The 13,206-nt window shown below is 67.5% G+C and carries 9 protein-coding genes; 1 reads left to right on the top strand and 8 read right to left on the bottom strand.

All coding sequences use genetic code 11. From position 1 onward, the window contains the following. Positions 1 to 84 precede the first annotated feature (84 nt). The 4 genes from pcaDC to pcaH all read right to left on the bottom strand — a co-directional run bounded on the left by pcaDC (position 85) and on the right by pcaH (position 4,176). A complete protein-coding gene (gene pcaDC, locus AC1RQC_RS12580) occupies positions 85 to 1,287 on the bottom strand; it encodes a bifunctional 3-oxoadipate enol-lactonase/4-carboxymuconolactone decarboxylase PcaDC (protein WP_492829635.1) in 1,203 nt (400 codons plus the stop codon). A gap of 97 nt (positions 1,288 to 1,384) precedes the next feature. Further along, on the bottom strand, positions 1,385 to 2,761 hold the full coding sequence (locus AC1RQC_RS12575) for a 3-carboxy-cis,cis-muconate cycloisomerase (RefSeq protein ID WP_492883533.1): 1,377 nt from the start codon (positions 2,759 to 2,761) through the stop codon (positions 1,385 to 1,387). Between the two features lie 107 nt (positions 2,762 to 2,868). Then, the gene (gene pcaG, locus AC1RQC_RS12570; protein ID WP_492372984.1) at positions 2,869 to 3,447 is read right to left on the bottom strand and encodes a protocatechuate 3,4-dioxygenase subunit alpha; all 579 of its coding nucleotides are present in this window, start codon (positions 3,445 to 3,447) and stop codon (positions 2,869 to 2,871) included. 3 nt (positions 3,448 to 3,450) lie between these two features. Then, positions 3,451 to 4,176 carry a protocatechuate 3,4-dioxygenase subunit beta gene (gene pcaH / locus AC1RQC_RS12565; RefSeq protein ID WP_043355917.1) on the bottom strand — a complete coding sequence of 242 codons (726 nt, stop codon included), beginning with the start codon at positions 4,174 to 4,176 and terminating at the stop codon, positions 3,451 to 3,453. A 95-nt stretch (positions 4,177 to 4,271) separates the two neighbouring features. On the opposite strand from pcaH, the gene AC1RQC_RS12560 reads away from it, so the two are divergent. Beyond that, on the top strand, positions 4,272 to 5,222 hold the full coding sequence (locus tag AC1RQC_RS12560) for a LysR substrate-binding domain-containing protein (protein WP_492372985.1): 951 nt from the start codon (positions 4,272 to 4,274) through the stop codon (positions 5,220 to 5,222). 7 nt (positions 5,223 to 5,229) lie between these two features. Here the strand turns inward: AC1RQC_RS12560 and mdtD are convergent, their stop codons facing one another. The 4 genes from mdtD to styD all read right to left on the bottom strand — a co-directional run bounded on the left by mdtD (position 5,230) and on the right by styD (position 12,846). Further along, complete coding sequence (mdtD, locus tag AC1RQC_RS12555; protein WP_492812945.1) at positions 5,230 to 6,666, bottom strand: multidrug transporter subunit MdtD; 1,437 nt, start codon at positions 6,664 to 6,666, stop codon at positions 5,230 to 5,232. A 117-nt stretch (positions 6,667 to 6,783) separates the two neighbouring features. Beyond that, positions 6,784 to 8,814, bottom strand: a complete 2,031-nt coding sequence (locus AC1RQC_RS12550; RefSeq protein ID WP_492883703.1) for a TonB-dependent receptor family protein — start codon at positions 8,812 to 8,814, stop codon at positions 6,784 to 6,786. A gap of 145 nt (positions 8,815 to 8,959) precedes the next feature. Next, positions 8,960 to 11,161, bottom strand: a complete 2,202-nt coding sequence (locus AC1RQC_RS12545) for a PQQ-dependent dehydrogenase, methanol/ethanol family (protein ID WP_492372989.1) — start codon at positions 11,159 to 11,161, stop codon at positions 8,960 to 8,962. Positions 11,162 to 11,355: 194 nt separating this feature from the next. Next, positions 11,356 to 12,846, bottom strand: a complete 1,491-nt coding sequence (styD, locus tag AC1RQC_RS12540) for a phenylacetaldehyde dehydrogenase StyD (protein WP_492372990.1) — start codon at positions 12,844 to 12,846, stop codon at positions 11,356 to 11,358. Between the last annotated feature and the right edge of the window lie 360 nt (positions 12,847 to 13,206).

The following is a 13,206-nucleotide window of genomic DNA, read 5'->3' as shown; positions in this document are numbered from 1 at the left end:
AGAGCCAACGCCGCTCAAACAAACAGCGACCAACCCCGCAGAGCGATATCGTATGGCACCTTGGGTGCAAGATGCCACCGCCGCTTACAAACCCTTCAACCCCTTCAAATCCTCCTCAGCAAACACCTCCTCCGCCATATGAAAAGCCGAATTAGCCGCCGGCACGCCACAATAAATAGCGGTCTGCAAGAGCACTTCCTTGACCTCGTCGCGGCTAACCTTGTTGTTAGCCGCGGCGCGCAAATGCAGCTTGAGCTCTTCGCCGCGGTTAAGCGCCACCATCATGGCGATGGTGATCAAGCTACGCGAATGGCGCGGCAAGCCTTCGCGCGTCCAGATCTCGCCCCATGCATAGCGCGTGATCAGGTTCTGGAACTCTTCGGTCAGCGGGTTGAGCTTGGCCAGCGAGCGATCCACGTGGGCGCTGCCCAGCACCGCGCGGCGCACGGCCAGGCCGGCCTGGTAGCGCTCGCCATCGTTGGCGGGACGGCTGGCGGGCTGTTGCGCCTCGCCGCCCAGGAAGTCCAGCAATGCCTCGGTGAAGCGCGCGGGCTGTTCGCGGTTGGACAAGTGGGCCGCTTCCAGTTCGAGATAACGCGCGCCCGGAATGGCGTCGGCCAGGGCGCGCCCTTCCGCCGCGGTTGTGGACGGGTCCGCGCTGCCGGCAATCACCAGCACCGGCACGGGAATCGTCTTGACCGCTTCGCGCAGGTCGGCGTCGCGCACCGCGGCGCAGTTGGCGGCATAGCCCCGGGCATCGAGGCCGGTCAGCACCTGGCGCAGGTCGTCCAGTTGATTGCCGGCGGCGCTGACGAAGGCAGGCGTGAACCAGCGCTGCAACGAGCCTTCAACCAGCGGCGTCATGCCGTCGCGCAGCACGCCTTCGATGCGCGTGTTCCACGCCTCGGGCGTGCCGATCTTGGGCGCGGTGTTGGCCAGCACGATGCGGGTAAAGCGCTGCGGTGCGTTCACGCCCAGCCACATGCCGGTGAGGCCGCCCATCGACAAGCCGCAGAAGGCGGCCTTCTGGATCTGCAGGGCATCCATCAGGGCGATGACGTCGCTGCCCAGTTCCGCCACGCTGCTCGGGCCCGGGGGCAATGCGGACTGGCCGTGGCCGCGGGTGTCGTAGCGCAGGATGCGGAATTGCTGGCCCAGCGCTTCGGCCTGCGGCGCCCACATGGTGTGGTCAGTGCCCAGCGAGTTGGAGAAGATGAGGACGGGCGCGGATGCCGGGCCTTCCAGAGTGTAGAAGAGGCGGTTGCCGGCGTGGGTGATGAAGGGCAAGGTGGTCTCCAGAGAATTCGGTTTGCGATTCAGTTACGTGTTCTTCGTGTGTACTTGGTGTGTCCCTCAAGCGCCTGTGGCTGGGTTCCCGGGACGCTCAATGCTGGCCAGCTTCCTGCCGCCAGGCCGCCAGGACCGCATCGACGAATCCCGCTGCCTGCCCGGCATAATTGGCCGGATCGCAAACCCGGTCCAGCGCCGCCGCATCCATCAACCCCGCATGCGCTGCGTCCTCGGCCAGGGTCGCGCCCAGGGCTTCGCGCAATGTCGTGCCTTCGGCAACGGCCCGCCGGCAGGCGCCTTCCACCAGGTGATGCGCGGGCAGCCGGCCAATCTTGCCGCCGAGTTCCAGCATGGCGGCTTCCGCCAGGATCAGCCCGTGCGTCACACCCAGGTTGGCGCGCATGCGCGCGGCATCCACCTGCAATCCTCCCACCACTTCCAGCATCTGCCGCAATGCCCCTGCTGCCAGCGTGACGATTTGCGGCAAGGTGTCCCATTCCGCCTGCCAGCCGCCCAGCGCGCGCTCGTGCTCCTGCACCATGCCGGCCAGCATGGTCGCCACCAGCGGCGGCACGCGCACGGCGGCGGTGAGCACGGCGGCGCAGCCAACCGGGTTGCGCTTGTGCGGCATGGTGCTGGAGCCGCCGCGCCCGGGGCCGGTGGGCTCCGCGACCTCGGCGACTTCCGTTTGCATCATCAGCGACACGTCGCGGGCGACTTTGCCCAGCGTGCCGGTGAGCATGCCGAGCGTGGTGGCTACCTCGACCATGCGGTCCCGGTAGGCATGCCAGGGCGTGGGCGCCACCGCCAGCGAGAGCGCGCGGCCAAGCGCCGTTGCCACTGCCGGCGCCTCGGTGCCCAGGCTAGCCAGCGTGCCGGCGGCGCCGCCGAATTGCAGCGTGGCGGCCTGCGTGCGCGTGGTGTCGAGGCGGCGCAGGTCGCGGCGCAGGGCATCGAGCCAGCCGGCGGCCTTGAGGCCAAAGGTGGTGGGCAGCGCGTGCTGCAGCCAGGTGCGCGCCACCATCGGCGTGTCGCGGTGCTGCGTGGCGAGCGCCGCGCAGGCATGGCCAAGGGCCTTGAGATCGGCGTCGACCGCCTGCAAGGCTTCACGCAATTGCAGCACCATGCCGGTGTCGATCGCGTCCTGGCTGGTGGCGCCCCAGTGCACGTAGCGCGCGGCTTGCGCGTCGCGCGCGGCCACGCGGGCGGTGAGCTGCTTGACCAGAGGAATGGCAAGGTTGCCGCCTGCCACGGCGGCGGCGGCCAGCGCGTCGAAGTCGATCTCGCCGGCGCGGCAGGTGGCGGCGATCGCCTCGGCGGCGTCCACGGGGATGACCCCGCAGCTGGCTTCGGCGCGCGCCAGCGCGGCTTCAAAATCGAGCATGCGCTGCACGGTTGCCGTATCGGAGAAAGCGGCCAGCGTGGCGGCGCTGCCGAACATCGGGTCGGTCAGTCGGGATGAAGTCGGCATCGAAAGAGGTTCGCATCGGCATGGAAAAACCCCAGCGCCGGGCCACGATGGGCCCGGCGCCGGGGCTTGGTTCAGCGCGGGCGCGCTGGCAATGGCTGCGCGCGGGATCAGATGTCGAAGAAGACCGTCTCGTCCTGGCCTTGCAGCACTACCTGCCATTGCAGCCTGCCTGCGCCTGTCTGCTGCGCCACCAGCGTGTGGCGGCGCGCGGCGGGCACCTGCGACAACGCCCAGTCGCGGGCGTTGGCCTGCGCTTCGTCCGGGAAGTATAGGCGCGTGGACAAGTGCTTGAGCAGGCCGCGCATGAACAGCGAGACGACGATATGCGGCGCCTGCGGCCGGCCGTCGGGGCCGGGCACGGGGCCTGGCTTGACGGTGACGAAGCGGAAGCTGCCGTCGGGCCCGGTCGGCAGCCGGCCAAAACCGGTGAAGCCAGGCACCAGCGCCGTCTCGGCGCCGTCGCGCGCATCGTCGGGGTGGCGGTAGCGGCCGGCCGGGTTGGCTTGCCAGATTTCGACCATGCCGTCGGGCACGGGATCGCCCTTGCCGTCGATCACGCGGCCTTCGATCACGATGCGCTCGCCCGTCAGTGCCGGCGCCTCGGCGGTCAGGTCGGCGCGGTCAAGGCCGGACAGGCCGATATGCAGGTAGGGTCCAACGGTCTGGGATGCGGTGGCGTACAACATGGCTTACTCCATCGGCGTGGCATCGCGGCCACGCAGCACGATATCGAAACGGTAGCCGAGCGCGTACTCGGGGACCGTGGTTTCCCAGTCGAAGGTGGACACCAGGCGATCGCGCGCCTTGGCGTCGGGCACGCAATTGAAGATGGGATCGAAGGCGAGCAGCGGGTCGCCCGGGAAATACATCTGCGTCACCAGCCGCGTGGCATAGGCGTTGCCGAACAGCGAGAAATGGATATGCTGCGGCCGCCAGGCGTTGTGGTGGTTACGCCAGGGATAGGCGCCCGGCTTGATGGTCTTGAACTGGTAACGGCCCTGTGCGTCGGTCACCGCGCGGCCTTCGCCGGTGAAATTGGGATCGAGCGGCGCGTCGTGCTGGTCCCGCTTGTGCACGTAGCGGCCAGCGGCATTGGCCTGCCAGACCTCGATCAGCGCGTTCGGCACGGGACGGCCGTTTTCATCGAGCACGCGGCCGCTGACCAGGATGCGCTCACCGATGGGTTCCCCGGCGTGGCCGGCGGTAAGGTCGCTGTCGCCGTTGCGCACGAACTCGGCGCCGAACAGCGGGCCGGTGACCTCGGACAGGGTCTGGTTCAGCGCCACCAGCGGCTCGTTGGGCGAGCGCAGCGCTGTGGAACCGTAGGGGTCAAAGCGGTATTCCGGCTGGGTGTCCCAGTAGTGGCGGCGATATTGCGCCAGCCCTGGCGGCAGCTTGATGGGCGAGTCGGCCATGATACGTGTCTCCGTGGGGTGGAATTTTCATTACTTTATTTGCAGTCACGGCGCATGTATATTGAGTTTTTTGACTATTTGCATAACTTTTAGATATGCTGCCGCCCTTCCGCAACCGTGTCCGCCTGCGCCACCTGCATTGCTTCGTGGCCGTGGCGCAAACCCAGCACCTGGGCCAGGCCGGGGAGCAGCTGGGCCTCAGCCAACCCGCCGTATCCAAGACCCTGACCGAGCTGGAAGCGCTGCTTGGCGCACGTTTGCTGGCCCGCGGCCGGGCGGGCACCGAGCTGACCGAGCTGGGCCAGCGCTTCCTGCGCCACGCCCTGCGCGTGCTGGAAGACCTGGACGAAGCCGCGGTCAGCGTGACCGGTGCGCACGCCGCGGGCCTGGAGCACATCCGCGTCGGCGCCCTGCCCAGCGTCGTGCCCGACCTGCTGCAGGAAGCCGTGCTGGCCTTTCGCCGCACGCATCCGGACGTGGGCCTGGCGGTGCAGACGGGCATGAACCGCACGCTGATCGACTGGCTGAAGGCCGACGTGCTCGATATCGCCATCGGCCGCATGGACAATCCGACGGTGATGGAGGGACTCTGGTTTGAAATGCTGGACGCCGAGCCACTGCTGCTCGCCGTGCGCAAGGGCCACGCGCTGGCGAAAGCGCCCCCTTCCCTGACGGAGATCATGGCTTGCCAGCTGGTGGTCCCCGCGCAAGGCTCGGCACCACGGCACAGCGCCGAGAGCCTGCTGGCCCGGCACGGCTTCATGCTGCCACCGGGTGTGCTAGAGACCTCGGACGCTTACCTGGGCCAGTTGGTCGCCCTGAAATCCGACGCCATCTGGCTGGCGCCGCGCTGCGCCATGCGCCAGGCGCTGGAAAGCGGCGAACTGGTGCTGCTGCCCATCTCCGGCCAAGGCAGCGAGGAACCGGTCGGGCTGTTGCGCCAGGGCGGCCGCGAGCTCGGCGCCGCCGCCGAGGCCTTTGTGCAGGACCTGCGCGAGCGCGCCGCGGCACGCTCGCACGGGCTGGCTGGCAAAACGAGGGCATAGCCGGCGGCTACATCTCCGTCGCGTCCTCGACGCCCTTGCCGGCCGGACGGGCCACGTCCGGCGACAGTTGCAGGAAGATCCACGCAGAGGCCGAGGTAATCAGCCCCACGCAGATAAACGTGGCATGGAACGCCGGCAGCGCGCTGGTGGCGCCGTGGCGGCCAAAGGTGCCCTGGAAGGTCGCCAGCAACGCGCCGGCCGACGTCACCGCCAGGCTCATCGACAGCATCTGCACCATCGACAGCAGGCTGTTGCCGCCGCTAGCGCCGGCCGTGCCGAGGTCCTTCAGCGTGACCGTGTTCATGGCGGTGAACTGGATCGAATTGACCATCCCGAACAGCGCCAGCTGCACCAGTACCAGCGCCAGCGGCTGGGTGGGCGAGATCAGCGCGAACGACGCCATCGCCAGCCCCACGAGAAAGGTATTGGTGACCAGCACCTTGCGATAGCCATGACGCTCGATCAGGCTCGTGGCAAGCCGCTTGGACGCCATGCCCGCCGCCGTGATCGGCAGCATCATCATGCCCGCCTGGAACGGCGAGTAACCCAGGCTGACCTGCAGCGTCAGCGGGATCAGGAACGGCATGGCGCCGTTGCCGATGCGCGCAAACAAGTTGCCCAGCAGCCCCACGCTGAAGGTATGGATGCGAAACAGCCGCAGCGCAAACAGCGGCCGCCGCCGCCGCGACGCGTGCAGGACGTAAGCCGTGAGTGAAGCCATGCTGGCAATCAGCAGCATCAGCACGGTGGCATGCTCGAAGCCAAGCTCCGCCAGGCCATCCAGCGAAAACGAAATCGTCAGCATCGAGATCGCGAGCAACAGGTAACCGCTCAGGTCGAACGGCGCCACCCCGTGCAGGCGCGCGTTGGGCATGTAGCGCATGGTGGCCAGCCCCCCTAGCAGCCCCACCGGCACATTGATCAGGAAGATCCAGTGCCAGGAAAAGGTCTGGGTCAGCCAGCCCCCCAGCGTCGGCCCGATCAGCGGCCCCACCATGCCCGGAATCGCCACAAAGCTGAGCGCCTGCAGGTACTGGTCCCGCGGGAACGTGCGCAGCACCGCCAGCCGCCCCACCGGCAGCAACATCGCGCCACCCACGCCCTGCACCACCCGCGAGACCACCAGCCACGTCAGGCTATTGGAATAGGCGCAAGCCAGCGAGCCAACGACAAACAGCACGATGGCCGTCTGGAAGATGGTGCGGGTACCAAAGCGGTCCGCCAGCCAGCCCGACGCCGGAATGATCACCGCCATGGTCAGCGAGTAGGCAATGATCACCGACTGCATCCGCAGCGGGCTCTCCCCCAGGCTCCTGGCCATCGAAGGCAATGCCGTGTTGACGATCGTGGAATCCAGCGTCTGCATGAAGAAACCGATGGCGACCACCCACAGCATGATCCTGCGGGTGCGGTCGTCGGTGGCGAGCGGAGTGGTGTCTTGCATGGAATGTGGGCGTAGAACGGCGCTGGGGCGGCTGTCGGGATAGTGTAGACCAGCGACCACGGGCCCGGTGCCGATGCCGACGACATCCGCACGGCAAGGCATGCATGCCGCCCGCCTTCAGATCTCCGCCCGCAGCCCCACAAAAAACCGCCGCCCCGGCGCCGGCTCGAAATACCGGCCATTGCTCTCGTTTACGATCACCGACCCGATGTAATGCCGGTCGGCAATATTGTCGATGCGGCCATAGGCATACCAGCGCATGCGCCCCACGCGGAAGTTATAGCCGGCGCGCAGGTTGAAGGTGGCATAGCCCGGCGCATATTGCGTGTTGAGGTCGTCGGCGAACACGCGCCCTTCCACGCGCATCTCCACGCCCAGCGTGAGGTCGGCTACCGGCTTGTACGTGGCCTCGGCGAACAGGCTGTGGCGAGCGGTGCCGGGCAGGCGGTTGCCAGAGGCTACCGTTGCGCCCTGCGCATTGCGAAAGGCGTCGCCAAAATAGGCGTCGAGCCAGGTGTAGGCCAGGCCGGTGCCGTAGCGCTCGCCGGGGCCGTAGGTGCCGCGCCATCCCAGCTCCAGACCGCGCCGGTGCACACCGTTGACGTTCTGGTAGACGGAGCGGCCGTTGTCGTTGGACAGCGGCACGATCTCGTTGTGGCTGCCGGCGTCGAACACCGCGGCTTCCAGCCGTTGCCCTTTGCCTTGCCATTTGACGCCGATCTCGCCCTGGCGGCTGGTGGAGGGCTGCAGCCCGAGGTTGGTGCCGATGCCGCCGCGGCCGTAGGCGACTTCGGTCAGCGTCGGGGTTTCGAAGCCGCGGCCAAGGTTGGCGTAGACATTGAGCGAGTCCACCGCCTGCCAGACCACGCCGAGCACCGGGCTGACGTTGTTGTAGGTGGCGGTGCCGCTGTCGTCGGGGCTGGCGGCGGTGATGTAATGATCGTCGATGCGCAGCTTGACCTGGCTGGCGCGCACGCCGCCGACCAGCCGCCAGGAGGGACTCCAGGTCCAGTCGAACTGGGCGAAGGCGCCCAGGCTGCCAGCCTTGTCGGTTTCGTCGCGGCGCAGCGCGCCCTGCGTGCCGTTCTGGTTCACGAAGCCGGTGCGCGCGTCGCGCATGCCGTCGGCGTCCACGCCGGCGCTCCATAGCAACGGCAGTCCGGCTACCGTGGTGTTGTGGTGCCAGGACATCGCACCGCCGCCGTAGGATCTGTCGATATCCACGATGCCGCCCGCCGAGGAGGGCGCGATGCCGCTGAAGCCCAGGTACTGGGTGAGCTCGCGGGTGCCGCCATAGAGGCGGAATTCAAGGTTGTCCTGCTCGCTCAGGCGCTGCTCGACCAGCACGCCGCCCTGGTTCTGCCGGACGGTCTTGCGGGTATTGAACTGGGTGGCCAGCGGCACTACCTGGCGCGGGTTGGCGTCGGCCTGGGCACGCGTGAGGCCGAGCGGGTCCTGCGCCTGGGGCTGGTCGAAGGCGTTGAACAACAGCGTGACACGGGTGCCGGTGACCGGCTCTGCCACCACCTTGGCGTTGAGCTGACGGCGCCGGGCCGCGCTGTGGTCGCGGTAGCCGTCGGTCTCGAACGTCCATGCATCCAGCACGCCGCCGATCTTGTCGTTGCCGCCGCCCACCGTCACGCCGGCCATCCATTGCCCGTCGGAGCCGAACCCGGTGGTGGCGCGCGCCATCGGCGCCTTGGGTGGATCGGGCGTGAAAATCTGCACGACACCGCCCGACGCATTGCCGTAGAGCTGGGCAAAGGGGCCGCGCAACACCTCGATGCGGCTGGCATTGGTGAGATCGGCGGTGGAGGCCTGGCCCTGCCCGTCCGGCATGGTGGCTGGTATGCCGTCCACGAACAGCCGCACGCCGCGCACACCGAATGTGGAGCGGCTGCCGAAGCCGCGCACCGCAAGCTGCAGGTCTTGCGCGTAATTCTGCCGCTCGCGCGCGGCCACGCCGGGCACGAGCGGCAACAGCTCAGACAGATTGATCAATGGGCTGGGCGTGCTCAGCGAATCGACGGGAACGCTGTCGATTGCGGCCGGCGCGTCAAAGCGCTTTTGCTCGGCGCGGCTGACGCTCACCACCACGTCCGGCAGCATTTCCTCGGCAAAAGCCGCGCCGGGCGCGGCGGTAAGCATCGCCGCCGCCAGGCAGCACAGGCGGTGCGAAGCCTCTGCGGAAACCGGTTTCCTGCTTCGCCCACCGCCCTTGTTGCCTGCCATATCCCTGCCCTGAGTTTGTTGATTGCTTCCTTTGCTGCTGCGCGGGCGACCTGCCCGGTTGCTACTTGGCCATTGCCTGGGCCTTGGGCCGGATGGCGTCTGCGGTGCCCTGGATAAATGCCTTGATCTTCTCGACATCGTCCGCGCTCAGCTTGCCGGTGAAGTCTGGCATGCCGCGCGCCATGGCGGGTCCCTTGAAGATGAACTTGTCGAGATTTTGAATATAGGCGGTATTCATATAGCCGAGGTTGGGAATATTGCCGCCGCGGTCCACACCGGGCACGCCATGGCAGAGCACGCAGTTGCTGACGTAGAGCGCCGTGCCGGCCGCGACGTTGGCCGGGTCGTACTTCACGCCCGACAGCAGTTCACCCGCGCGGTACTGCACGAAGGCCGGCATCGGCGCCTTGCCGCCAACCGCGAAGGTGTAGACGGTGCCCGGCCCCTGCCGCTCGGTGGCGCGCTGGGCCTGCCCGTAGACGCCCCCCCAGCCGACGGCGACGGACACGTACTGCTTGCCGTCCACCAGATAGCTCACGGGCGCCGCGATCACGCCGGTGCCCGTGGGCGACTCCCACAGCTTCGCACCGGTGGCGGCGTTGTAGGCGATGAAGCGGCCATCGGCCGTGCCCTGGAACACGAGGTTGCCGGCGGTGGTGAGCGTGCCGCCGTTCCACGGCGAGACCTGCTCCTGCGTCCAGACGGCCTTTTGCTGCACCGGGTCCCAGGCGATCAGGCGCCCGAAGGGCTGGCTGGTGGGCGGCTCTGCATTGAGGAACTTCGCCGTGTTCCACCCCACGTTGCCGTGCGGCTGGCCGGGCTGCTTGCCGTTGAACGTCCAATTCTTGTCGTCCATCAGGTTGAGCGGCACATGCTGCGCGGGCAGGTAGACCAGGCCGGTCTGCGGGTTGAACGACATCGGATGCCAGTTGTGCGCGCCGTAGGGCCCGGGGATGGCGTCATAGGGCTTGTCGGTGGCGCGTGCCTCCGGCAGCTCGATCGGGCGTCCGTTCTGGTCGTAGCCGCTGGCCCAGTTCACATCGACGAAGTTCTTGGCCGAGATGAACTGGCCGTTGGTGCGGTCGATGACGAAGAAAAAGCCGTTCTTGGGCGCGTGCAGGATGACCTTGCGCGCCTTGCCGCCAATATTCAGGTCGGCCAGGATCATGGGCTGGGTGGAGGTGTAGTCCCAGTTGTCGCCGGGCGTCTCCTGGTAGTGCCAGACGTATTTGCCGGTATCCGGATCCAGCGCGACGATGGAGGCCAGGTAAAGGTTGTCGCCGCCGGCCGGGCTGCGCTTGCTGCGCGACCAGGGCGAGCCGTTGCCGGTGCCCACGTACATCAGGTTGAGCTCGGGGTCGAAGGCCAGCGTGTCCCATGCGGTGCCGCCGCCTCCGGCTTCCCAGTACTTGCCGGCCGGGTCCCAGGTCTTGGCCGCCTTGGCCATCGACTCGTCCTCGAACGGCTTGCTGGGGTCGCCGGGCACGGTGAACCAGCGCCATTTCTGCTCGCCGGTGCCGGCATCGTAGGCGGTGATATAGCCGCGCACGCCGTACTCCGCACCGCCGTTGCCGATGATGACCTTGCCCTTGAACACCCGCGGCGCGCCGGTGATGGTGTACGAGTGGGTGCGGTCGATGATGGTGTCCTTCTCCCACAGCTTGCGGCCGCTGCCGGCATCGAGCGCGATCAGGCGGCCATCGTAGGAGGCGACAAAGACCTTGCCCTGGTACAGCGCCACGCCACGATTGACCACGTCGCAACAGCCCTTGTAGCCAATCGACTTGTCGACCTTCGGGTCGAAGGTCCAGATGCGCTTGCCGCTGCGGGTGTCGATGGCATGCACCACGCTCCACGACGCGCTGACGTACATGATGCCGTTGACTACCAGCGGCGTGGCTTCCACCCCGCGCGTGGATTCGAGATCGTAGGACCAGGCCAGCCCGAGGTCCTTCACGTTGTCGGCATTGATCTGCGAGAGCCGGCTGAAGCGGGTTTCCGCGTAGTCCAGGCCGTAGCTGGGCCAGTCGGGTGTCTTGGCGGCGTTGCCTTCGATGAAGGCGCCGTCGACGCTTCGGGTGACGCTACGGATGTGATCGGCGCTGGCCACCTTGGCCGGCGGCTTGGCCTGCGCCGCCGCCAGCGAGAACGCCGCCAGCCCCGCTACCAGCACTGCCACCTTGCGTGACAGGCCTGCTTGATTGCCAGCGCGCTGCGCAACGCGCGGCCAGCAGGAGATAACCCGCTCGGGTTCTTGGCTCATTGTGTCTCCTCTTTTTTACTTCTTCTTCGGGGGAAGCCAGGCTGGTTCTATGCCAGCGGCTGGCCAATGGCGCGACGGACATCGCCCGTCGCGCCACCGGATTGCAGCAGACCTAAGAATGGCCGCAGGGGTAGGTTTTACCCACTCGGGATTACCCGCAGAGCGAACGCCCCCACCACGCGCGGCGATGCCGCTCAGTAAGCCATGCAGACCGACTTGATCTCGGTATAGGCCTCGATGGCGGAGCGGCCATGCTCGCGCCCGACCCCGGAGGCCTTGTATCCACCAAAAGGCATGTTGGGGTCCACGATGTTGTGTGTATTGACCCAGACCGTGCCAGCATCCAGGCCATCGACCAGCCGCTGCACCGCGCGCAGGTCGTTGCTCCAGATGCTGGCGCCCAGGCCATACTCGGACCGGTTGGCCTCGGCCAGCACGGCCTCGGGGTCGTCAAACGGCATAGCCACCACCACCGGGCCGAAGACTTCCTCGCGTACCAGCGTCAGGTCCTTGCACGCGGCGTTGGCCACCACGGTGGGCCGCACGAAATAGCCGGGGCGGTCCAGCGCAGTGCCGCCCGCGACGATGTCCGCGCCTTCGCTGCGCCCAGTGCCGATCAGCCCCATGACCTTGTCGCGGTGACGCGACGACACCAGCGGCCCCATCTGGCTGGCCGGATCGAGCCCGGAGCCCAGCACCGTGGCATTGGCCACCTTGCCCAGCCCCTCGACCACCTGGTCATAGTGGCGGCGCGCCACGTACAGGCGCGAGCCGGCCGTGCAGACCTGGCCCTGGTTGAGGAAGATGGCGCCGGCCGCGCCCTGGATGGCATGCGCGGGATCGCAGTCATCCAGCACGATGACCGGGCTCTTGCCGCCGAGCTCCAGCGACACGCGGCGGATATCCTGGCCGCAGCGCGCACCGATCAGGCGCCCCACTTCGGTCGAACCGGTGAAGGTAATCTTGTTGACGCCGGGATGCGCCACCAGCGCCGCGCCGGGCACGCCGTCGCCGGTCACCACGTTCAGCACGCCCGGCGGGAAGCCCGCTTCCAGCGCCAGCTCGGCCAGCCGCAACGCGGTGAGCGGCGTTTCCTCGGCCGGCTTGAGCACCACGGTGCAGCCGCAGGCCAAGGCCGGAGCGATCTTCCAGACCGCCATCAGCAAGGGGAAATTCCACGGCACGATGGCGCCCACCACGCCGACCGGCGAGCGCCGGGTCATGGCGCTATAGCGCGTGCCAGGGGGAAACGGTACCGATACGTCCAGCGTGCTGCCTTCGATCTTGGTGGCCCAGCCGGCCATGTAGCGCAGCCATTGCGCGCTGCCGCCCACCTCCAGGCCTTGCGAGAACGCCAGCAGCTTACCGTTGTTAAGGGTTTCAAGCCGGGCTAGTTCGTCGCCGTGCTGCTCGACCAGGTCGGCCAGCTTGAGCAGCAGGCGCTCGCGCTGGGCCGGCATCATGGCGCGCCACGTGCCGCCGGCAAAGGCACGCCCGGCCGCGGCCACCGCCACATCGATATCCGCCGCGCCGCCCGCGGGCACGCGCGCGATCTCCTCGCCGGTGGCGGGATCGAACACGGCGAAGGTCTCGCCGGACTCGGCCTGGCGCCACTCGCCGTCGATCAGCATGGCATTGCGGATGGCCTGGTTCAGGCCGCTGCGGGCTTCCTTGGGTGCATTCATCTTCGTCTCCGGTTGGTCTTGGCTGGTGCCTTGTTATGGAGATCGAAGTTAACACCACGGCCCGATCATGGCTTGTCTGGCCGTGCACAAAGCTTGTCGATGCGTGCAAAGCCTGGGAAAGGCTAAAGCTGAAGCCAATGGCCCTTGGCACAACAACGCCGCAACGCGCGCCCGCCCTCTCCCCCGGCTGCTCTCCCACAAGTGGGAGAGGGGAGCCAACCAGCCGCAAGATCAACCAACTGTGGTAGCCGTGTTTCCCGCCCGAAGGGGCGGGAAACACCCAAGCGCGATGCGAAGCGAGCCGTCAAGGTGTGCCAAGGCCGTATGGGGCGCCTCGGGATTCGGCGAAAAGAGCGGAAA

The organism is Cupriavidus sp. GW822-FHT03E04 (genome assembly GCF_058801495.1).
This window is presented reverse-complemented; position numbering and strand designations above follow the sequence as displayed.

Coding starts and splice junctions, on each gene's coding strand:
- AC1RQC_RS12575 (WP_492883533.1), bottom strand. CDS start 2,761: ATGCCGACTTCATCCCGACTGACCGACCCGATGTTCGGCAGCGCCGCC.
- pcaG (WP_492372984.1), bottom strand. CDS start 3,447: ATGTTGTACGCCACCGCATCCCAGACCGTTGGACCCTACCTGCATATC.
- pcaH (WP_043355917.1), bottom strand. CDS start 4,176: ATGGCCGACTCGCCCATCAAGCTGCCGCCAGGGCTGGCGCAATATCGC.
- AC1RQC_RS12560 (WP_492372985.1), top strand. CDS start 4,272: ATGCTGCCGCCCTTCCGCAACCGTGTCCGCCTGCGCCACCTGCATTGC.
- mdtD (WP_492812945.1), bottom strand. CDS start 6,666: ATGCAAGACACCACTCCGCTCGCCACCGACGACCGCACCCGCAGGATC.
- AC1RQC_RS12550 (WP_492883703.1), bottom strand. CDS start 8,814: ATGCTTACCGCCGCGCCCGGCGCGGCTTTTGCCGAGGAAATGCTGCCG.
- AC1RQC_RS12545 (WP_492372989.1), bottom strand. CDS start 11,161: ATGAGCCAAGAACCCGAGCGGGTTATCTCCTGCTGGCCGCGCGTTGCG.
- styD (WP_492372990.1), bottom strand. CDS start 12,846: ATGAATGCACCCAAGGAAGCCCGCAGCGGCCTGAACCAGGCCATCCGC.